This window comes from Micromonospora sp. NPDC049559, from assembly GCF_040676675.1.
Lineage (GTDB): Bacteria > Actinomycetota > Actinomycetes > Mycobacteriales > Micromonosporaceae > JBFAPK01.
The window spans coordinates 520,489-539,957 of record NZ_JBFAPK010000001.1; the positions used below are offsets into that span (position 1 = coordinate 520,489).

At 75.1% G+C, this 19,469-nt stretch carries 16 protein-coding genes and 1 pseudogene; 10 read left to right on the plus strand and 7 right to left on the minus strand.

Annotation, left to right across the window (positions count from 1 at the left end; translation table 11 throughout):
- Positions 1 to 63 precede the first annotated feature (63 nt).
- The gene (locus AB0J86_RS02325; RefSeq protein ID WP_363851151.1) at positions 64 to 1,833 is read left to right on the plus strand and encodes a proline--tRNA ligase; all 1,770 of its coding nucleotides are present in this window, start codon (positions 64 to 66) and stop codon (positions 1,831 to 1,833) included.
- A gap of 73 nt (positions 1,834 to 1,906) precedes the next feature.
- Here AB0J86_RS02325 and rfbC read toward each other — a convergent pair whose 3' ends face one another.
- A complete protein-coding gene (rfbC, locus tag AB0J86_RS02330; RefSeq protein WP_363851154.1) occupies positions 1,907 to 2,530 on the minus strand; it encodes a dTDP-4-dehydrorhamnose 3,5-epimerase in 624 nt (207 codons plus the stop codon).
- Positions 2,531 to 2,673: 143 nt separating this feature from the next.
- On the opposite strand from rfbC, the gene AB0J86_RS02335 reads away from it, so the two are divergent.
- Together AB0J86_RS02335 and AB0J86_RS02340 are read left to right on the plus strand one after the other, a co-directional pair.
- Positions 2,674 to 3,099, plus strand: coding sequence for a CBS domain-containing protein (locus AB0J86_RS02335; RefSeq protein ID WP_363851157.1), 426 nt, complete (start codon positions 2,674 to 2,676; stop codon positions 3,097 to 3,099).
- A 39-nt stretch (positions 3,100 to 3,138) separates the two neighbouring features.
- Positions 3,139 to 3,558 carry a SufE family protein gene (locus tag AB0J86_RS02340; RefSeq protein ID WP_363851160.1) on the plus strand — a complete coding sequence of 140 codons (420 nt, stop codon included), beginning with the start codon at positions 3,139 to 3,141 and terminating at the stop codon, positions 3,556 to 3,558.
- A gap of 134 nt (positions 3,559 to 3,692) precedes the next feature.
- Here AB0J86_RS02340 and AB0J86_RS02345 read toward each other — a convergent pair whose 3' ends face one another.
- Together AB0J86_RS02345 and AB0J86_RS02350 are read right to left on the minus strand one after the other, a co-directional pair.
- Positions 3,693 to 4,244 carry a YbaK/EbsC family protein gene (locus tag AB0J86_RS02345; protein ID WP_363851631.1) on the minus strand — a complete coding sequence of 184 codons (552 nt, stop codon included), beginning with the start codon at positions 4,242 to 4,244 and terminating at the stop codon, positions 3,693 to 3,695.
- 187 nt (positions 4,245 to 4,431) lie between these two features.
- Positions 4,432 to 4,590, minus strand: a complete 159-nt coding sequence (locus AB0J86_RS02350) for a hypothetical protein (protein ID WP_363851162.1) — start codon at positions 4,588 to 4,590, stop codon at positions 4,432 to 4,434.
- Between the two features lie 111 nt (positions 4,591 to 4,701).
- On the opposite strand from AB0J86_RS02350, the gene AB0J86_RS02355 reads away from it, so the two are divergent.
- Positions 4,702 to 5,526, plus strand: a complete 825-nt coding sequence (locus tag AB0J86_RS02355; protein ID WP_363851165.1) for an alpha/beta hydrolase — start codon at positions 4,702 to 4,704, stop codon at positions 5,524 to 5,526.
- A gap of 180 nt (positions 5,527 to 5,706) precedes the next feature.
- Positions 5,707 to 6,141: pseudogene (gene soxR / locus AB0J86_RS02360) on the plus strand (redox-sensitive transcriptional activator SoxR); the annotation flags it as partial.
- A gap of 301 nt (positions 6,142 to 6,442) precedes the next feature.
- Here the strand turns inward: soxR and AB0J86_RS02365 are convergent.
- Positions 6,443 to 7,057, minus strand: a complete 615-nt coding sequence (locus AB0J86_RS02365; protein WP_363851168.1) for a TetR/AcrR family transcriptional regulator — start codon at positions 7,055 to 7,057, stop codon at positions 6,443 to 6,445.
- 46 nt (positions 7,058 to 7,103) lie between these two features.
- Here AB0J86_RS02365 and AB0J86_RS02370 point away from each other — a divergent pair, with 46 nt between their 5' ends.
- Entirely contained in the window at positions 7,104 to 8,693 is a 1,590-nt protein-coding gene (locus AB0J86_RS02370) for an FAD-dependent monooxygenase (RefSeq protein WP_363851170.1), read from the plus strand.
- 352 nt (positions 8,694 to 9,045) lie between these two features.
- Positions 9,046 to 13,659 carry a cation-translocating P-type ATPase gene (locus tag AB0J86_RS02375; protein ID WP_363851172.1) on the plus strand — a complete coding sequence of 1,538 codons (4,614 nt, stop codon included), beginning with the start codon at positions 9,046 to 9,048 and terminating at the stop codon, positions 13,657 to 13,659.
- Here AB0J86_RS02375 and AB0J86_RS02380 read toward each other — a convergent pair.
- A complete protein-coding gene (locus AB0J86_RS02380) occupies positions 13,656 to 14,318 on the minus strand; it encodes a permease prefix domain 1-containing protein (protein ID WP_363851175.1) in 663 nt (220 codons plus the stop codon). The genes AB0J86_RS02375 and AB0J86_RS02380 overlap by 4 nt on opposite strands.
- Positions 14,319 to 14,524: 206 nt before the next feature.
- On the opposite strand from AB0J86_RS02380, the gene AB0J86_RS02385 reads away from it, so the two are divergent.
- Entirely contained in the window at positions 14,525 to 15,820 is a 1,296-nt protein-coding gene (locus tag AB0J86_RS02385) for an FAD-dependent oxidoreductase (RefSeq protein ID WP_363851178.1), read from the plus strand.
- Positions 15,821 to 15,893: 73 nt separating this feature from the next.
- On the opposite strand, the gene sigJ is transcribed toward AB0J86_RS02385, so the two are convergent.
- On the minus strand, positions 15,894 to 16,772 hold the full coding sequence (sigJ, locus tag AB0J86_RS02390) for an RNA polymerase sigma factor SigJ (protein ID WP_363851181.1): 879 nt from the start codon (positions 16,770 to 16,772) through the stop codon (positions 15,894 to 15,896).
- A gap of 21 nt (positions 16,773 to 16,793) precedes the next feature.
- The gene (locus AB0J86_RS02395; RefSeq protein ID WP_363851183.1) at positions 16,794 to 17,732 is read right to left on the minus strand and encodes a LysR family transcriptional regulator; all 939 of its coding nucleotides are present in this window, start codon (positions 17,730 to 17,732) and stop codon (positions 16,794 to 16,796) included.
- Positions 17,733 to 17,811: 79 nt separating this feature from the next.
- Here AB0J86_RS02395 and AB0J86_RS02400 point away from each other — a divergent pair, with 79 nt between their 5' ends.
- Both AB0J86_RS02400 and AB0J86_RS02405 read left to right on the plus strand, forming a co-directional pair.
- Positions 17,812 to 18,768 (plus strand): EamA family transporter, encoded by a 957-nt coding sequence (locus tag AB0J86_RS02400; protein WP_363851186.1) that lies wholly within the window; start codon positions 17,812 to 17,814, stop codon positions 18,766 to 18,768.
- Positions 18,765 to 19,403, plus strand: coding sequence for an NAD(P)H-binding protein (locus tag AB0J86_RS02405; RefSeq protein ID WP_363851189.1), 639 nt, complete (start codon positions 18,765 to 18,767; stop codon positions 19,401 to 19,403). Before AB0J86_RS02400 ends, AB0J86_RS02405 begins: the two co-directional genes overlap by 4 nt.
- Positions 19,404 to 19,469 lie beyond the last annotated feature (66 nt).

A 19,469-nucleotide genomic window follows, 5' to 3' on the forward strand; every position in this document is an offset into this window, starting at 1 on the left:
GAAGGGTTGGCGACCTCCCCGAAATTGTTCGACGTCGCCTTTCCGACATGTCACGCTGCCCGAATGCTGCTACGGATGTCCCACCTGCTGCTCCGTACCCTGCGGGAGGATCCGGCGGACGCGGAGGTGCCGAGTCACCGCCTGCTGCTGCGCGCCGGCTACCTGCGCCGGGCCGCCCCGGGCGGATACAGCTGGCTGCCGCTCGGCAAGCTGGTGCTGGACCGGGTCACCGAGGTGGTCCGCGCCGAGATGAACGCCATCGGCGACCAGGAGGTACAGTTCCCCGCCCTGCTGCCGCGCGGCCCGTACGAGACCAGCGGCCGGTGGACCGAGTACGGCGACGAGATCTTCACCCTGGCCGACCGGCGCGGCGCGGAACACCTGCTCGCGCCGACCCACGAGGAGCTGGCCACCCTGCTGGTACGGGATCTCTTCACCTCGTACCGGGACTTCCCGGTGGTGCTCTACCAGGTGCAGACCAAGTTCCGCGACGAGGCGCGCCCCCGGGCGGGGCTGCTGCGCGGCCGGGAGTTCCTGATGAAGGACGCCTACTCCTTCGACCTGGACGAGGCCGGGCTCCGGGCGGCGTACGACCGCCACCGCGACGCGTACCGGCGGATCCTCGACCGGCTCGGGCTCGACTACACCATCGTCTCCGCGACCAGCGGCTCGATGGGCGGCAGCGCCTCGGAGGAGTTCCTCGCCGCCGCGCCGGTCGGCGAGGACACCTACGTCGGCTGTACCGAGTGCGGGTACGCGGCCAACACCGAGGCGGTCACGACGCCCGCCCCGGCCGCCGGCGACCCGCTGGCACACCCGCCCGCCGAGGTCTTCGCCAGCCCCGGCACCACCAGCGTGGCGGAGCTGGTCGAGTTCGCCAACGCGCGGCGAGTCGGCGGGCGGGACGACTGGTCCGCGTCCGGGGTACTCAAGAACGTGGTGCTCGACCTGCACCGGCCCGGCGCCACGGCGCCGGAGACGATCGTGATCGGCCTGCCCGGCGACCGCGAGGTGGACCTCAGGCGGGTGGAGGCCGCCCTGCACCCGGCGACCGTGACCGTCTTCGAGGACTTCGCCGCCCACCCCGAGCTGGTACGCGGCTACATCGGGCCGCAGGTGCTGGCGAAGCTCGGCATCCGCTACCTGGTCGACCCGCGGGTGGCGCCCGGCACGGCGTGGCTCACCGGCGCCAACGAGCCGGACCGGCACGCCGTCGACGTCGTCTGCGGGCGCGACTTCGCACCGGACGGCACGATCGAGGCGGCCGAGGTCCGGGCCGGCGACCCCTGCCCGGCCTGCCCGACCGGGCGGCTGGTGATCCGCCGGGGCATCGAGGTCGGGCACATCTTCCAGCTCGGGCGCCGATTCACGGACGCGTTCGAGGTCGACGTCTCCGGTCCTGACGGCCGGCCGGTGCGGCCGACCATGGGCTGCTACGGCATCGGGGTGTCCCGGCTGGTGGCGGCCATCGCCGAGCAGCACCACGACGACCGGGGCCTGAGCTGGCCGGCGGCGGTCGCGCCGGGCGACGTACACCTGATCGCGGTGGGCCGGTCGACGGCGGACCCCGACGGACGGCCGAGCCCGCAGGTCGAGGCCGCACTGCGCGTCGGCGAGGAACTCGCCGCGCGCGGGCTGCGGGTGCTGGTCGACGACCGGGCCCAGGTGTCGGCCGGGGTCAGGTTCACCGACGCCGAGCTGATCGGCGTACCGCGCGCGGTGATCTTCGGCCGCCGCCTCCCGGAGGGGTACGTGGAGCTGCGGCACCGCGCCACCGGCGAACGGTCGGAGCTGCCGCTCGACGCGCTGGTGGAGCGGCTGCTGGCCGGTTGACGGGCGGGCCGCGTGGGAGCACCCGGCCCGTGGTGGGGGCCCCGGCGTGACCGGGGCCCCGGTCAGGCGCCGGTCAGTGTTCGGCGGCCGGGCGGGCGCCGTTGCGCAGCGAGCGGTAGTGCTCCTGGCAGGTCTCGTACGACGGCAGCAGGCCCGCCGCCCGCAGCTCGGCCAGGGTCGGGCCGTTGGCGTCCCGCTCGGAGAGCATCGGCGTGATGCCCTCGGGGATCGGCAGGGCCAGCTCCTCGTCCCGGACGTTGACGATCCGCTCCTTCGGCGGGTTGTACCGGGCCGAGCAGAGGTAGCTCAGCACGGTGTCGTCCTCCAGCGCCACGAAGGCGTGCCCCAGCCCCTCGGCGAGGTAGACGGCGCGGTAGTCGATGGTGTCGAGCCGGACCACCTCGTGCTGACCGAAGGTGGGCGAGCCGACCCGCAGGTCGACGATGATGTCGAGCAGCGCGCCCTGCGGGCAGTAGACGTACTTCGCCTGCCCGACCGGTACGTCGGCCCAGTGCACGCCCCGGACCACGCCGCGACGGGAGACGCTGTGGTTGGTCTGGGCTAGGTTGAGTTCGAAGCCGAGCGCGTCCGCGAACGCCTCGGCGTCGTACCAGACCAGGAAGTTGCCACGATCGTCCGGGAACTGCTGTGGAACGAACTCCCAGGCACCGGAGATCGACAACTCGGTGGCTTTCACCTGTTCACCTCTCGCACGGGGACGACTGCTCACGATACCGGCGGGTCGGCGGGAGCAGCCCGCCGACGGGCGGCGACCGGGTGTAGCGGTCCGGCGACCGGGTAACCCGAGGGGTTGACGCACTAGTCCAGCTGGAGGCGCGGATGAGCGGCTACCGGGTCGCCGACGTGATGACGAGACAGGTTCTCTACCTGGCCGCGGAGACGACGCTGGACGAGGCGGCGAAGGCGATGCGGGACGCGGACGTCGGCGACGTGGTGATGACCGAGGGCGCCACGCTGGCGGGGATGGTGACGGATCGGGACATCGTGGTCCGCGCGGTGGCCGAGCGGCTCGATCCGGGGCGGACGACCATCGGCCAGGTCGCCACCCGGGACATCGTCATGATCGAGCAGAACTCCACGGTCCTCGACGCGGCGAACCTGATGCGGGAGCGCGGCGTACGCCGGGTGCTCGTCTGTGACGCGGACCGCAACCTGGTCGGCATCGTCTCGCTGGGGGACCTCGCGGTACGCGCCGAGCCGGCGCCGGCCGCCGGCGACGCGGCCCAGCGGGTGCTCGGCAACTGACCGGACGGGCCCGCCCCGGGGCGGCGGTAGCCTGGGATCATGCCGCCGAAGCTCGCCGCCATCGTCGAGGAGTTCGCCTCCGCCCCGCGCGACGTGGTGCTGGAGATGCTGCTGGAGTTCTCCGACGCGGTACCGCCGCTGCCCGCCGCGCTGGCCGACCGGACCGGCATGGAGCAGGTACCGGAGTGCCAGACGCAGTTCTTTCTGAAGGCCGAGGTGGCCGCCGACCGTACCGTCACCACCTGGTTCGACTGCCCGCCCGAGGCGCCGACCACCCGGGCCTTCGCCGGCATCCTCGCCGAGGGGCTCGCCGGTGCCACCGCCGACGAGGTGCTCGCGGTACCGGACGACCTCTACCAGCGGATGGGGCTGGCCGAGGCGATCAGCCCGCTGCGGGTGCGCGGCGGTACCGCGATCCTGGCCCGCCTGAAGCGGCAGGTCCGGGAACAGATCGCCTGAGCCGGCCCGGCGGCGGGACGCGACGCCGTCCGCGCGCGGGCCGGCGGCGGTCAGGTGCTTGACGGCGCCGTCCGCGCGCGGGCCGGCGGCGGTCAGGTGCTTGACGGCGCCGTCCGCGCGCGGGCCGGTGGCGGTCAGGCGGCCGGCCGGGCCAGCCCCTCGACCACCCGCGCGTTGGGCAGCGCCCCGAGCGCGGGACCGGGCAGCGCGATCTTGCTGTGCCGTACGCCCGAGCCGACGATGACGTGCGGTGTGGCGATCACCCGCTCGTCGACCAGGATCGGCCACTCCTCCGGCAGGCCGATCGGGGTGATGCCGCCGTACTCCATGCCCGTCAGCTCGACCGCGTCCGCCATCGGGGCGAAGCTCGCCTTGCGTACGTCGAGTTGGCGGCGTACCACCCCGTTGACGTCCGCCCGGGTCGTGGCCAGGATGACGCACGCGGCGTAGCGCACCTCGCCCTCCCGCTTGCCCGCGATCACCACACAGTTGGCGGAGACGTCCAGCCCCACGTCGTACGCCTCGCAGAACGCCGCCGTGTCGGCGAGCGTCGCGTCGATCGGGGCCACCAGCACCTCGTCCACGTCCACCGGCGCGTCGGCCGGCCAGCCGGCCAGCGCCTCGGCGACCGGCGCGGCGAGCAGGTCCAGCCGCGTCCGGGCGGGTTCCGTCTTCAGCGTTCCCATCACGACCGCGATCCTCGCACCCGTCGGGACCGCACGCCCAGCCAGCCGTACCGCCGGCCCGCACGCCCGCCCGGTCCGCGCCTTCGCGGACCACGCGTGCCTGGCGGGCCACCGCGTCCGGGTATTCGCGGGCGGCCCCGCGCCCGCGCGGGGCGTCTCGTCCGGGTTCTCGCCGCTTCGGTGCCCGTCAGCCCCGGAGCCCGGAGATCTCCTCCTGCCAGACCGCCGTCTCCCGCGGCGCCTCGGCGGCGTCCCTGATCCCGTGCCGCACCGCCAGGCGCACCACGCCATAGAGGAAGGGGAATGCCGCGACGTACAGAACGATGGTCAGGGCGATGGCGAACATGCCGGAACTGTAGGGCCGGCGGCGGCCCGGGATCCGGCCATCGCACGGGCTGTCGCCCGTACGTGTGCCCGGGCGTTGACGGCTCTAGCTAATGCTGTTAGCTTTGCGGCTATGAGCGCTAGCTATCTTGATCGCGGTACGGGTCGGATCGCCTACGACGTACGGGGCGAGGGCCCCCTGGTCGTCTGCGTGCCCGGCATGGGCGACCTCCGTTCCGCCTACCGATTCACCGTCCCCGCCCTTCTCGACGCGGGATACCGGGTCGCCACCATGGACCTGCGCGGTCACGGCGACAGCGACGACGGATTCGACCGCTACGACGACGTCGCCCTCGCCAGCGACGTGATCGCGCTGGTCGAACAGCTCGGCGGCCCCGCCTTCCTGGTGGGCAACTCCATGGCGGCCGGCGCCGCGGTCCTGGCCGCCGCCGAGCGGGCCGAACTGGTCACCGGTCTCGGCCTGATGGGCCCCTTCGTCCGCGATCCGCAGTCCGGCTGGCTGACCATGCTCGCGTTCCGGCTGCTCCTACTGAAGCCCTGGGGTCCGGGCATGTGGCGCTCCTACTACCGCCGGTCCTACCCGGGACGCCCGCCGGCCGACCTCGCCGAACACCAGGCCCGGATCACGGCGAGCCTGCGCCGGGGCGACCACTGGCGCTCCTTCGTACGGACCAGCCACACCACGCACCGGCCGGCGGAGGAGCACCTGGACGACGTACGCACGCCGACCCTGGTGGTGATGGGCGAGAAGGACCCGGACTTCCCCGACCCCGCCGCCGAGGCGCGCTTCGCGGCCGAGCGGCTGCGCGGCGAGTTGCTGCTGGTACCGGAGGCCGGTCACTACCCGATGGCGGAGTACCCGGAGACGGTGAACCCCGCGCTCGTCCGGTTCGTCGGGCGCGCCTTCGCCGCCGCCCGGCCCGGAGCCGACCGGTAGCCGACGCAGATCGGTAGCCAGACGCGGACCGGTAACCCGACGCCGGGCCGGGCGCCGACGGGCCACGCTGCCGCCCCCCGTGCCGCGGCAGCGCCCGCCCGCCGACTCCCGGGTGCCGTGTCGCCCACCCACTCCAGCCTCATACCTGAACCAACCTTGAGGTCAAGGTATCGTTCCGACATGACCGCATCCGGACACGAACTCACCGTCGGGCAGCTCGCGGCGCGCAGTGGAGTGGCTGTCTCGGCGCTGCACTTCTACGAGGCCAAGGGTCTGATCAGCAGCGTGCGTACGCCCGGAAACCAGCGGCGGTACGGGCGCGACGTACTCCGGCGGGTCGCCTTCATCCGGGTCTCCCAGCGCGTCGGCGTACCCCTGGCGGAGATCCGAAAGGCGCTCGCCGGACTGCCCGAGGGACGGACCCCGACCCGGGCCGACTGGACCCGGCTCTCCCAGGTGTGGCGGCGGCAACTCGACGACCGGATCGACCAGTTGCTGCGGCTCCGCGACGACCTCGACGACTGCATCGGCTGCGGCTGCCTCTCCCTCGACCGCTGCGCCCTCTCCAACCCCGGGGACCTGCTCGGCGCGACCGGCACCGGCCCGCGGCGGCTGCTCACCGAGGCCGTGGCCGCGACCCGCGAGCAGAAGGCCGTGGCCGCCTCCAGCCGCGAGCAGGAGGCCGCAGCCACCCCCGGCCACGAGCAGGAGGAGGCCGCCGGCGACTGCAGCGGCGGCCCGTGCGGCAACGACGGTCCGCGCCTGCTGCGCACCGCGTAGGCCCCTCCGGCCGGGCCGCCTTTCTCGCGGGCGCTCCCAACCGGTGCCGGCGGATCTGGTCGAGCCGACCCGGGGGTCGCGCCAGGCGGCACCTGGGCGCCGCCTGCCGCGACCCATCGGCGGATCCGCCGGCCTCTCAGAGTCGCGCCAGCCCGTGTTCGAGGTGGTCGAGGGCGACCGTGACGTGTCGCCGCAGCTCGTCCACCACGTGCGGCTCGATCGGATCGGGACGGCCGAGTTCGCGTACCACGACGTCGAACACGGCCAGGATCGCTCCGGCGAGAATGCGTGCGGTCGGTACGGACAGGGCGCCGGCCGACTCGTCGACGAGCGTACGGGCGAGCGAGTCGGCGTGCTTGTCGATCAGGTCGAGCCACGACCGGCGGAGGGCGGGGCTGACCGCCACGAGCCGGGGCATTCCGCCCGGGCTCGGGGACCGGATCGCGTCGTCGATGAAGCGGGCCACACCTGGTCGAAGCCCGCCGAGCAGCCGACCGCCGGCCGGCCGGTTGATGATCATTTCGCGGAGCGCCGCCTCGAAGGTGTCGGCTTTGTCGAAGACCAGGTGCTCCTTTGTCGGGAAGTAGTTGTAGACGGTCTGCTCCGAGACGTCGGCGGCGCGCGCCACCGCGCCGACCGTGACCGCGTCGTAGCCGCGTTCGGCGAAGAGGCGGGCGGCGGTGGTCGCGATCGCTTCCCGGGTCAGCCGCTTCTTGCGGGCGCGCAGTCCCTCCGTGGGGGTCGTCTCCATCAGCCCATTATGGTCCTACCAAAAACTTTGGGTTACTCTAATTTTCGTGACTCAACAAGAACGTTTCGACGTGGTGGTGGCCGGCGCCGGCCCCGTCGGTCTCTTCCTCGCCGGCGAGCTGGCGCTGGCCGGCGTCTCCGTACTGGTGATCGAGCGGCTCGCCGAGCCGAGCGAGACGATCAAGGCCGGCTCGGTCGGTCCGCAGTCGGTCGAACTGTTCGACCGGCGCGGCCTGCTGGCGCCGCTGCGCGAAGCGAGCGCCGCGATGTTCGCCTCGATGGCCGGCAAGCTCGGGTCGCCCGCGCCAGGTCCGGCCACGCCCAATTCGCCCGTGCCGGTCGCGTCCGGATCGCCCGCAGCGGCCGGCCCGACGTCACCCCCCATCTCGACGCGCGGACACTTCTCGGGTCTCTGGATCCTGCGCGGCGGTTCCGGCCCGCGGTTCCGTACCCCCGCCCTGGCCGCGCCGCAGCAACTGGTCGAGCGGGTGCTGAAGGAACACGTCGACCGGCTCGGCGTACCGGTGCGCCGATCGCACGAGCTGGTCGATCTCGACGCCGACCAGGACGGCGTCCGGATCACCTGCCGGACCGATGCCGGGGACGTCGTCATCCACGCGGGCCACCTCGTCGGCTGCGACGGCGGACGCAGCACCGTACGGAAGCTCGCCGGGTTCGACTTTCCGGGCACCGCGCCCACCATCACCGGCCGGCAGGCGGCGGTCGTGATCGCCGAGCCGAACCCACTTCGGCCGGGCTGGCACCGTACCGAACGTGGCATGGTGGTCTTCGGCCCGGGACCCAACCGCGTCCTCACCGTCGAATTCGACGGCCCGCCGGCCGACCGGGACACCCTGGTCACGGCGGAGGAGATCCAGGCCAGCCTCCGCCGGGTCAGTGGCACCGACGTCACGGTCACCGCCCTGCTGAGCGGCACCCGCTGGACCGACAACACCCGCCAGGCCGACAGTTACCGGCGCGGGCGGGTCCTGCTCGCCGGCGACGCCGCGCACGTACACCCGCCCTTCGGCGGCCAGGGACTCAACCTCGGGTTCCAGGACGCCGCCAACCTCGGCTGGAAACTCGCCGCCGAGATCGCCGGGTGGGCGCCGGAAGGACTGCTCGACAGCTACACGGAGGAACGTCACCCGGTCGCGGCGCGGGCGCTGGAGAACACGAGGGCCCAGGTCGCGTTGATGCGTCCCGATCCGCAGACCACCGCGCTGCGCGAGCTGTTCACCGAACTCCTCGCGTACGACGAGCCGAACGCGCACGTCACCGCCCTGATGGGGAGCCTCGACATGCGCTATCCGGTGGGCTGGGACCAGCCCAGCGCCGGCCACCCCGTCGCCGACCGGGAACTGCTCACCGAGACGGGCACCGTACGCCTCTTCGACCTGCAGCGGGACGCCCGAGCGGTACTGGTGGACGCCTCCGGGACGGATGCGCTGGCCTCGATCGCGCTGCCCTGGGCCGACCGGGTCCGGCTCGTACGCGCCACGCCGACCGGAGCGGACGACCTGGAGAGCCTGCTGGTCCGGCCCGACGGGATCGTCGCCTGGGCGGCACCGGCGGGCTCGGCGGAGGAGACCGCGGGCCTGGCGGAGTCGCTCCGGCGCTGGTTCGGCAAGGCATAGCGGCCGGGCCTGTCCGCGCCGCCCGGAGGCCGGCGGCGCACAGGCCGGCGGCACAGGCCTGCGGCGCACAGGCCGGCGGCGCAGGCCTGCGGCGCCCGGGCTGACCAACCTCCGTCGACCGGCCCGTCGGGGCCCGCTCCAGGGTCCGGAAAGTTCGCCGGTCCGGGGCATAACCGGACGCGAGCCGGGAAGCCATCGCCGATCGAGGCACGGAGGGCGATATGGCGTACACGACGGGCAACGGCGAGGGCTTCGTACGGTCGGTCTCGGGCCCGCTACCCCCACGGGTGCCGGCCCGGTCCTCCGCGCACCGGCCCCCCGCCGCCCGATCGCACGGTGCCGTCGGATCTCCATGACGCCCCTCCGATGGCCCGGCATCCGGGCGCTACCAGCACTCCCCTCGCTCGCGCCACCCGCGCTACCCGCGCTGCCCGATCTCGTCACGACGGTCTCCCAGAACGCCGGCGCGGCGCTGCACCGGGCCGCCCGGGCGGCGGGGCTGAGCCGGCGCGGGGTCTGGTCCCGCGACGGCCGGCACCACATCGAGGTACGCGGTGTCGCGGAGCCCGACGGCGAACCGCTGGCCCGCCGCGTCGAGGAGGAACTCGGCCAGCTGACGGGGGTCGCCTGGGCCCGCGTCAACGCCCCCACCGGCCGCGTCGTGGTCGCCGTCGAACCGCCGGAGCCCCGGCTGCGCGACCTGATCGCCACGATCGCCCGGGTCGAACGTACCGACGGGTTGCGGCCCGACGGCGACACCGCCCGCCCCCATCCGCCCGAGGAGGGCCCCCGGACCCGGCGCGCCCTCTCCACGATCACCGCCGACGCGGTCGGGCTGGGGCTCTCGGCGGTGACCCGCATCCTCCCGTTCACCCCGGTACCGGGCGAGGTGGCCGGGCTGCTCGCCGTGGTCGAACTGCATCCCCGGCTGCGGGCGCTGGTCGGGCGCGGGCTCCCCGGCGACCAGCGGGCCGAGTCGGTCCTGCCACTCGCCGAGGCGCTGGTCCAGGGCCTGGCCGGCGGGTGGACGGGCATCGCGGTCGACGGCCTGCAACGGGCCCTCCAGTGGGGCGAGGCGCGCGCCCAACTCGCCGCCTGGCGGGCGGCCGAGCCGCAGCTGGCCGGGGACCCGGAACGCGCCGTCGCCGGGCCGGTCGTGCAGCGCTCGTGCCCGAAGCCCAAGGACCCGCTGGAACGGTACGTGGTGCGCAGCCTCACGGCCGGCGCGGCGGCGGGCGCCATGGCGCTGCCCATGGTCGGGCCCAAGCGGGCCGCCTCCCTCGCCCTGGCGGGCCTGCCCAAGGCCGCCCTGGCCGCCCGCGAGGGGTACGCCGCCCACCTCGGCCGGATCCTCGCCCGGCGGGGAGTGATCGCCATGGACCGCGCGGTCCTGCGCGAGCTGGACCGGATGGACACCCTCGTGCTCGACGCGGACGTGCTCCGCTCCGAGCGCGCCGTCCTCAGCGACCTGGTACCGCTGCCGGGGCGGGACGCCGAGGAGATCGCGGTACGGGCGTTCGAGCTGTTCGAACCGGACGACGCGGGGGCGGTACGGGACGCCGACGGCTGGCGGCTCGGCCCGCTCGACCGGCTCGGGGTCGGTACCGGCGGCGCGGAGGCCGAGATCGCCCGGCTCGGCGCCGACGGCGGTACGGTGCTCGGGCTGGTTGAGCGGGACGTGCTGGTGGCCGTGGTCCGCGTCGACGCCGAGCCGGCCCCGGGACTGGAGGCGCTGCCCGCCGCGGCGCGCCGGTCCGGCCTGCGCGTCGTGGTCGCGACCACCGACGGGCCGGGCCGGTACGACTTCGCCGACCGCGTGATACCCGGCGGCGACCGGCTCTGCTCCTCCGTGCGCGAGCTGCAGGACGAGGGCGCGATGGTGATGCTGGTCTCCCGCTCGCCGGCCGCCCTCGGCGCGGCGGACTGCGGTCTTGGGGTCTGGCGGCCGGAGCAGAACCCGCCCTGGGGCGCGCACCTGCTCGTCGGCGCCGACCTCAAGGTACCGACCCTGGTCGTCGAGGCGGCCGGCATCGCCCGCGTGGTCGCCCGGCACGGCACGATGTTGGCCGGCGCCGGGTCCGGCCTGGGATCGCTCACGGCGCTCACCGCCCCGCGGACGCACCTGCCCCGGCAGGCCATGTCCGCGGTCAACGGCGCGGCGGCGCTCTCGCACGCGTACGGGGCGTGGCGGGCGCGGAACCTGCCCCGGCCGTCGGCGGCGCCGACCCCGCCGAGCACCCCGTGGCACTTGATGCCGACCCGCGCCGTGCTGGCCCGCCTCGACACGACGCCGGACGGGCTCGGCACCGAGGAGGCGGTACGCCGCCGGCGGGAGCCGACCGACGGATCGGCCGACGGGCTCACCCTCGGTCGCGCCTTCGTGGAGGAGCTGGCGAACCCGCTGACCCCGGTGCTCGTCGGCGGTGCCGGCCTCTCGGCCGCGGTCGGCTCGCTGGTGGACGCGGCGCTGGTGGGCGGCGTGATCGGGCTCTCCGCGCTGATCGGGGCCGGGCACCGGATGCGTACCGAGCGTTCGCTGGCCGCGCTGCTGTCCCGTTCGGCGGTGACGGCGCGGGTCCGGCGCGACGGCGAGGAGCGGGTGGTCGCCGCCGACGAGCTGGTACCCGGCGACGTCATCGCGCTCGCGCCGGGCGACGCCATTCCGGCGGACTGCCGGGTGATCGAGGCCGAGGGGCTGGAGGCGGACGAGTCGTCGCTGACCGGGGAGTCGCTGCCGGTACCGAAGACCGGCCAGCCGGTGGTGGCGGCGGCCGTCGCCGACCGGCGGTCGATGCTCTACGAGGGGACGACGGTGGCGGCCGGCCGCGGTACGGCGGTGGTGGTGGCGACCGGCGCCGGGACCGAGGTCGGCCGGGGCCTGGCGATGGCCCGCGAGGCGGCGCCCAGCAGCGGGGTCGAGGCCCGGCTCGGCGGCCTGACCCAGAAGTCGATCCCGCTCGCCGCCTCCTCCGCGGTCGCGGTGGCCGGCGCGGGCCTGCTGCGCGGCGTACCGCTGGCGCAGAGCGCGGCGACCGCCGCGAACCTCGCCGTGGCCTCCGTACCGGAGGGGTTGCCCTTCCTGGTCAGCGCCGCCCAGCTGGCCGCGGCCCGGCGGCTCGCCGAGCACGGCGCACTGGTGCGCAACCCCCGTACGGTCGAGGCGCTGGGCCGGGTGGACGTGCTCTGCTTCGACAAGACCGGCACCCTCACCGAGGGGGAGCTGCGGCTCGCCGGGGTTGGCGACGCGCGGCGGTACGCCCGGGTCGACGCGCTCGACGAGCGGCTCCGCCCGGTGCTCGCGGCCGCCCTGCGGGCCACGCCGCCGCCCGAGGGCGACTCGGAGGGGATCCAGCAGACCGACCGGGCGGTGCTGACCGGTGCCGAGCGGGCCGGTGTCGAGGTGGGGACCGGCGCGCGCGGGTGGAGTCAGGTCAGCGCGCTGCCGTTCGAGCCGTCCCGCGGCTACCACGCCACCGTGGGCGACGGGCGGGGCGGCCGGTTCCTGCTGAGCGTGAAGGGCGCGCCGGAGCGGGTGCTGCCGCGCTGCGCCCGGCGCCGCACCGGCGGCGGCGACGAGCCGCTGGACGAGGGCGGGCGGGAGGAGCTGCACCGGATGGTGGGCGAGCACGCCGGCGCGGGGCACCGGATCCTCGCCGTGGCCGAGCGGGACGTGTCCGCCGGCACGGTCACCGACGAGGACGTGCGGGACCTGACCTTCGTGGGTTTCCTGACCCTCGCCGACGGGGTCCGCTCCAGCGCGGCTCCCGCGGTGCGGCGGATCCGGGCGGCCGGCGTGCACACCATCATGATCACCGGCGACCATCCCGCCACGGCCGCCGCGATCGCCGACATCATCAGCACCGACGGCGGTACCCAGCGGGTGGTGACCGCCGCCGAGCTGGAGCAGCTCGACGACGAGGCGCTGGCCGAGCTGCTCACCCGCACCGACGTGGTCGCCCGGTGCACGCCGACGCACAAGGTACGCATCATCCAGGCGTTGCAGAAGTGCGGGCGTACCGTGGCGATGACCGGTGACGGCGCCAACGACGCCCCCGCGATCCGGCTCGCCGACGTCGGCATCGCGCTCGGCCAGCGCGGCACGCCCGCCGCTCGGGCCGCGGCCGACCTGGTGGTCACCGACGACCGGCTGGAGACGATCATCGCGACCCTGGTCGAGGGGCGGGCGATGTGGTCGTCGGTACGCCACGGGCTGAGCATCCTGGTGGGCGGGAACCTCGGCGAGATCGCGTTCAGCGTGCTCAGCGCCGCGGTGACCGGGCGCTCGGCGCTCAACGGGCGGCAGCTGCTGCTGGTCAACCTGCTCACCGACCTCGCGCCGGCGATGGCCATCGCGGTACGCCCACCGGCCGACGGTTCCGCCGACGACCTGCTGACCGAGGGCCCGGACACCTCCCTCGGCGCCACCCTGAACAAGGAGATCGCGCAGCGGGCCGCCTCCACCACGCTCGGGGCGACCGCGGGCTGGACCCTGGCCCGCTTCACTGGCCGCCGGCGCCGGGCCGGTACGGTCGCGCTCGCCTCGCTGGTCGCCACCCAGCTCGGACAGACGGTGGTGGACGGCGGCGCGAGTCCGACGGTGCTGGCCTCCGCCGCCGCCTCGATGGGCCTGCTCGCCGCGGTGATCCAGACGCCGGGCGTGAGCCAGTTCTTCGGCTGTACGCCGCTCGGTCCGGTCGGCTGGGGCATCGCGGCGGGCAGCGCCTTCGGTGCCACCCTCGGCAACACGGCGATCGGCCGGCTGATCCGCCCGGAGCCGGACGGAACCCCGGACGCGGTCCCCGACACGGCTCCGGAGCCTGCCGCCCAGCCGGCGCCGGAGCCGGGCCCGGCGCCCCGGTCGGAGTCCACGCCCCACCCGGAACCGGAGCCCGGGCCGGGGGCGAAGCCGGCGCCGGAGCCGGGGTCCCGGCCGGAGGGATCCCGCGGCGGGGTGGGGCAGGGTTAGCCCGTCACCCCGGCGGCGGCGCGCCAGGTACGAGCGGCGGAGAAGAACACGGCGGCGAACGGTGGTGCCCACCAGGCCAGCGCGCCGCCCAGGTCGGCGAGGCCCACCCGGGGCGCCGGTACGGTCAGCAGCGCCGCCGCGAGCAGCGTCGTCCCGGCCGTGGCGACCGTGAGCAGCGCGGTTCCACGTACCGCCGCGCGGCCGAGGTCGACGACGCGCGGACCCCAGCGCAGCAGTATCCAACTGCCCGCCGCGCCCGCGAGGGCGACGAGGTTGAACAGGTCGACCGCCCGGGCCAGCCACAGGTACGCCCCGCCGGGCGACACGCCGCCCCAGGACTGCTCCCAGTGCCCGTGCCGGCTCGCGTACTCGGCCGCCGCGTACGGGGCGAGCAGCACCCAGAAGAGCAGGCAGGCGGTACGGCGCCCCTGCGCGACGGCGAGCGTGTCCTGTAGCCCGGCGGCGATCCGGCGGGCCGGACCGAACTCGGCCACGGCCGCCCGCCGCGCGTCCCCGTCGGCCAATCCCGCGTCCCGGTACGCGTCGGCGGCGTCGTCCAGCGCGTCCCGGATCTCGGCGAGCATGTCGGCGCGAACCCGGCCCGAGCCGTACAGCCGCCGGTCGACCGCGATCACGTAGTCGTCGATTGCGTCCGCCACGCCGACGAGTCTGTCGCCCACCGCCGCCGCGCGCCATCATCCGGACGACAGAATCCCCGACCGCGCCCGGGCCGACCCGCGACGACCGGCGAGAGAGTCGGCGGGCGGCGTGGTGGAGGTCACCCGCCGCCCGGCTCACGTGGCGGGCGCCGACGCCGTCCGTGCGGGTGAGGCGCCCACCCGGGGCGCCGGCCACCGGAGGAGACATGTCGAGCAGCACGAGAATCCACCGCATCGTGGTACTGGGCGCGGGTTACACCGGCGTGGTCTGCGCGATCCGGGTCGCCCGGCGGACCCGGCGCGCGGGCGGCCGGGTGACCCTGGTGAACCCGTCCGAGCGCTTCACCGAGCGGCTGCGGATGCACCAGCTCGCCACCGGCCAGGAGCTGGCCGAACACTCGATCCCGCGGCTGGTCGCCGGGCTCGGCGTCGAGTTCCGGCGCGGTCGGGCCACCGCCATCGACCCGCGACGGCGTGAGGTCACGGTCAGCACCGGCAACGGCGAGGCGCGCCTGGGCTACGAGACCCTGGTGTACGCCATCGGCAGCGTCGCCGACCCGGCCCCCGTACCGGGCGCGGCGGAGCACGCGTACACCCTGGACAGCCCGCGGAGCGCGGCCCGGCTCGCCGCCCGGCTGGCGGACCTGGCCGGCGCGGCGGCGGGCGGTGCGGTCACGGACGAAACAGGTGCCGGCGGGACGGCCGTCAGCGGGACGGACGCCGGCGGGACGGCCGTCAGCGGGACGGCGGCCGGCGGGACGGTGGCGGTCTGCGGCGCGGGTCTCACCGGGGTCGAGGCCGCCACCGAGATCGCCGAGCGCTACCCGCGGCTGCGGGTGGTCCTGCTCAGCCGTGGGGCGCCGGGGCCGCTGATGCACGACCGGGCCCGCCGGTACCTGGACCGGGCGCTGCGACGCCTCGGCGTCGAGGTACGCGCCGGAGTCGAGGTGACCGTGGTCCGGTCCGACGCGGTCGTGCTTGCGGACGGGGAGCGGGTCCCCGTGGACGCCTGCCTCTGGACCACCGGCTTCACCGCGCATCCGCTGGCGGCCGAGTCGGGGCTCGCCGTCGACGACCGGAACCGGATCGTCGTGGACCCCACGCTGCGCTCGGTATCGCACCCGGAGGTGTACGCCATCGGCGACGCGGCCGCGATCCGGGAGCCCTGGGGCACGATCCACGGCACCTGCCAGAGCGGCATCCCGAGCGGGATCCACGCGGCCGACGTGATCGCCCGGGACCTGCGCGGCCGGCGGGGACGGCCGTTCCGCTTCGGGTACGTCCACCAGCCGGTCAGCCTCGGCCGCGGCGACGCGGTCATCCAGTTCACCCACGCCGACGACTCGCCGCGCCGGTGGTACCTCGCCGGGCGCTGGGCGGTCGCGTACAAGGAGTGCGTCACCGCCAGCCCGACCGCGACGTACCGGCTGCTGCGGCGCGTGGATCTGCCCGGCCGGTTCCTCTCCCTCCCGGGCGGCCGGGCGACCCGCCGAGCGCGCTGACGGCGCCCCGGCGGGCGCGCCGCCGGACCCGGGGTTTCAGCCGGCGCCCCGGGGGTTCAGCCGGTGCCCGGGTTCAGTCGGCGCGCAGGCCGGCCAGCTTCTCGGGGTTGCTCACCAGGTGGATGGTGTCCACGACACCGTCCACCAGGTGCAGGCTGATCGCGACCACCGGCGTGGCACCGGAGTGGACGACGATGCCGGGACCGCCGTTGAACTGGACGATTTCGGTACGCGGGTCCGGTGGCATCCGGCCGGCGAAGGTGAGCAGGGCCCGGGCGACCAACTCCAGCCCCTCGACCGTCCGGCGCGGTGCCGGCGCCAGGCCACCGCCGTCGCTGACCAGCCGCACCTCCGGCGCGAGCACCTCCATCAGCCGCCTCAGGTCGCCGCCGGCGCAGGCGGCCAGGAAGCGTTCGGTCACCTCGGCCCGGGTGGCCGGGTCGGTCTGGTAGCGGACCCGGTGCTGGTCGACGTGCTCGCGGGCCCGCCGGGCGGTCTGCCGTACCGACGCCTCGCTCCGGTCCACGATCCCGGCTATCTCCGCGAGGCCGTAGCCGAACGCCTCGTGCAGCACGAAGACCGCCCGTTCCAGCGGGGTCAGGCTCTCCAGCACCAGCAGCATGGCGCTCGACACGGACTCCGCCAGCACCACGTCCTCGGCGACGTCGGGGCTGGTCAGCATCGGCTCGGGCAGCCACGGACCGACGTACAGCTCGCGGCGGGACTGGGCGCTGCGCAGCCGGTCGATCGCCAGCCGGGTGGTGACCCGGACCAGGAACGCCTCCGGATCGCCGACCCTCGCGACGTCGACGGCGCTCCAGCGCAGCCAGGCGTCCTGCAACACGTCCTCGGCGTCGGTGAACCGGCCGAGGATCCGGTAGGCGATCGACCGGAGCCGGCCGCGCTGCGCGTCGAAGATCCGCGTCGCGTCTTCCCCGCCGGCCGTACGCATCGAGCGGATCGTACCGTCCGCTCACGCACCGGACGGCAGCCCGCCCGGTCCGGGTCGCTCCGGTCCGGGTCGCTGCGGGCCGGGCCCGGTCGCGACCCCGAGTACGGCGAGGAACGCGTTCACCGCGGGCGTCCGGCCGAGGCCGTTCCAGACGAGATACTCGACCCGGGCCGGCGCGTCGACGACCTCGATCGTGGTCACGCCGGTGAGCTGCGGCACGTAGGCGGAGGGGAGCATGGCGACGCCGAGGCCCTCGGCGACGAGCCGGGCCATCAGGTCGGCGGCGGCGGTCACCTCGAAGGCGACGTCGCGGGCGAGGCCGGCGGCCGAGAACGCCTGATCGGTCTGCGCCCGCCCGGCGCTGCCGGCCGGGAAGTCGACAAAGGTCTCGGCGGCGAGCCGGTGGAGGTCGACCGCCGGTTCGTCCGCGAGCGGATGGTCCGGCGCGACCACGGCGACCAGCCGGTCCCGGGCGAGTTCGTGCGCCTCGACCCCCCGCGGTCGCGCGGTCGCCGGCAGCCCCAGGAACGCCACGTCGAGGAGGCCCTGCCTGACCTGCTCGACCAGTTCGCCGCTCGCGCCCACGCGCAGCCCGACCCGCACGTACGGGTACCGCCGCCGGAACTCGCGGAGCCTGGCCGGGATGTCGACGGCCGCGACCGTGGGGATCAGGCCCACCGCGAGCCGTCCCCGTACCTCTCCCACCGCCGCCGCGACCTCGGCGGCCGCGCGTTCGGCGGCGTCCACGCACTGGCGGGCGGCGGGGAGGAACGCCGCGCCGGCCGGGGTCAGGCGCACCTGGCGGCTGGTCCGCTCGAAGAGCCTCGCGCCGAGCTCCCGCTCCAGGCGCGCGATCTGGTGGCTGAGCGCGGACTGGACGACCAGGCACCGTTGCGCGGCGCGGGTGAAGCTGTTCGTCTCGGCGACGGCGAGGACGTACCGCAGTTGCTGGAGCTCCATCGATCAATCTTCTCCGTAGATGGATGGGATGACAAACATGTGTTGGACTCATCGATGGCTCCACGGCTGAGATGTCCGTATGACAAGTTCCGGAACGGAGAGACTCTCCGCCGGGGCCGGTGCCGGCGCCTTCCACGCCAACCTGCCGCGCACCGCCCTGACCGCGCTCGCCCCGCTCTCCTGGGGCACCACCTACGTCGTCACCACCGAACTCCTTCCGGAGGGGCACCCGCTGTTCGCGGGGCTCCTGCGCGCGTTGCCGGCCGGCCTGGTCGCGCTCGCGATCACCCGTACGCTGCCGCGCGGGGCGTGGTGGGGAAAGGCCGCCGCGCTGGGCGTACTGAACATCGGGCTCTTCTTCCCGCTGCTCTTCGCCGCGGCCGAGCGGCTGCCGGGCGGTGTCGCGGCGACCCTCGGCGCGGTACAGCCGCTCGTCGTCGCCGTCCTGGCCGCGACGGTCCTGCGGGAGGGCACGTCCGGCTGGCGGATCGGCTGGGGCGTGATCGGCGTTCTCGGCGTCGGGCTGGTGGTGATCGGGCCGGACGCCGCGCTCGACGCCGTGGGGATCGCGGCCGGCCTCGGTGGCGCCGCCACGATGGCGCTCGGGGTGACGCTCACCAAGCGCTGGGGGCGTCCCGCCGGAGTGAGTCCCACCGCCTTCGCCGGCTGGCAGCTCAGCGCGGGCGGTCTCTTCCTGACGCCCGTCACCCTCCTCGTCGAGGGGCCGCCGCCGGCGATCGACCCGCCCGCCGCCCTCGGCTACCTCTGGCTCGGCCTGGTCGGCGGGCTGGCCGCGTACGTCCTGTGGTTCCGTGGCGTCACCGCGCTGCCGGTCACCTCGGTCGCGGTCCTCGGACTGCTCTCGCCGCTGGTCGCCGCGCTGCTCGGCGCGGTCCTGCTGGGCCAGACGCTCGGCCCGGTCGAACTCCTCGGGTTCGGGCTCTCGCTCGCCGCGATCGTCGCGGGGCAGTTGCCCGCACCCGCCCGGCGACGCCCGGCCGGCCCGCGGCTGGTAGCGGAAGGAGCGGTTCGATGAGAATCGTCGTCGTCGGAGCGGCCGGCATGGTCGGCTCGCGCGTCGTCCACGAGGCCGCGACCCGGGGGCACGACGTCGCCGCCGTACTCCGGCGCCGCCGACCGGCGGCACCGCCGCCGCCCGGCGTGACCTACGTCGAGGGCGACGCCACCGATCGCGGCGCGCTGCGCAGGCTCTTCGACGGTACGGATGCCGTCGTGGCGGCGACCCGTCCCGCCCCCGGGTACGAGCACACCGTCACCGCGACCACCACGTCGTTGCTCGACGCCGCCGCGACGGCCGGGACCCGCGTCCTCGTCGTCGGTGGTGCGGGCCCGCTGCGGTCGCCGGGACGCCCCGACCGGCTCGTCCTGGACGACCCGGAGTACGTGCCGGCGGCCTGGCGGACCATCGCCGCCGCCAGCGTCGCCCAACTGGACGCCTGCCGGAGGCACCCGGCCGACTGGGTCTACCTCAGCCCGCCCGCCATCCTCGAACCCGGAACCCGCACCGGGTCGTACCGCCGGGGCACGACGACGCTCGTCACCGACGCCGACGGCGCGTCCCGGATCTCGGCCGAAGACCTCGCCGTCGCCGTCCTGGACGAGCTGGAGAATCCGCGCGACGACCGACACTTCACGGTCGGGTATCGGTAGCCGCCCGGAAATCGATCGGTAGCGGCAGAGCCTGGTCCGGAGAACGATCACCTTCCGGGCCAGGCT

Coding starts and splice junctions, on each gene's coding strand:
- sigJ (WP_363851181.1), bottom strand. CDS start 16,772: ATGCGTACGGCCGGCGGGGAAGACGCGACGCGGATCTTCGACGCGCAG.
- AB0J86_RS02325 (WP_363851151.1), top strand. CDS start 64: ATGCTGCTACGGATGTCCCACCTGCTGCTCCGTACCCTGCGGGAGGAT.
- AB0J86_RS02385 (WP_363851178.1), top strand. CDS start 14,525: ATGTCGAGCAGCACGAGAATCCACCGCATCGTGGTACTGGGCGCGGGT.
- AB0J86_RS02375 (WP_363851172.1), top strand. CDS start 9,046: ATGACGCCCCTCCGATGGCCCGGCATCCGGGCGCTACCAGCACTCCCC.
- AB0J86_RS02400 (WP_363851186.1), top strand. CDS start 17,812: ATGACAAGTTCCGGAACGGAGAGACTCTCCGCCGGGGCCGGTGCCGGC.
- AB0J86_RS02340 (WP_363851160.1), top strand. CDS start 3,139: ATGCCGCCGAAGCTCGCCGCCATCGTCGAGGAGTTCGCCTCCGCCCCG.
- AB0J86_RS02405 (WP_363851189.1), top strand. CDS start 18,765: ATGAGAATCGTCGTCGTCGGAGCGGCCGGCATGGTCGGCTCGCGCGTC.
- AB0J86_RS02345 (WP_363851631.1), bottom strand. CDS start 4,244: ATGGGAACGCTGAAGACGGAACCCGCCCGGACGCGGCTGGACCTGCTC.
- AB0J86_RS02335 (WP_363851157.1), top strand. CDS start 2,674: ATGAGCGGCTACCGGGTCGCCGACGTGATGACGAGACAGGTTCTCTAC.
- AB0J86_RS02365 (WP_363851168.1), bottom strand. CDS start 7,057: ATGGAGACGACCCCCACGGAGGGACTGCGCGCCCGCAAGAAGCGGCTG.
- AB0J86_RS02355 (WP_363851165.1), top strand. CDS start 4,702: ATGAGCGCTAGCTATCTTGATCGCGGTACGGGTCGGATCGCCTACGAC.
- AB0J86_RS02350 (WP_363851162.1), bottom strand. CDS start 4,590: ATGTTCGCCATCGCCCTGACCATCGTTCTGTACGTCGCGGCATTCCCC.
- AB0J86_RS02395 (WP_363851183.1), bottom strand. CDS start 17,732: ATGGAGCTCCAGCAACTGCGGTACGTCCTCGCCGTCGCCGAGACGAAC.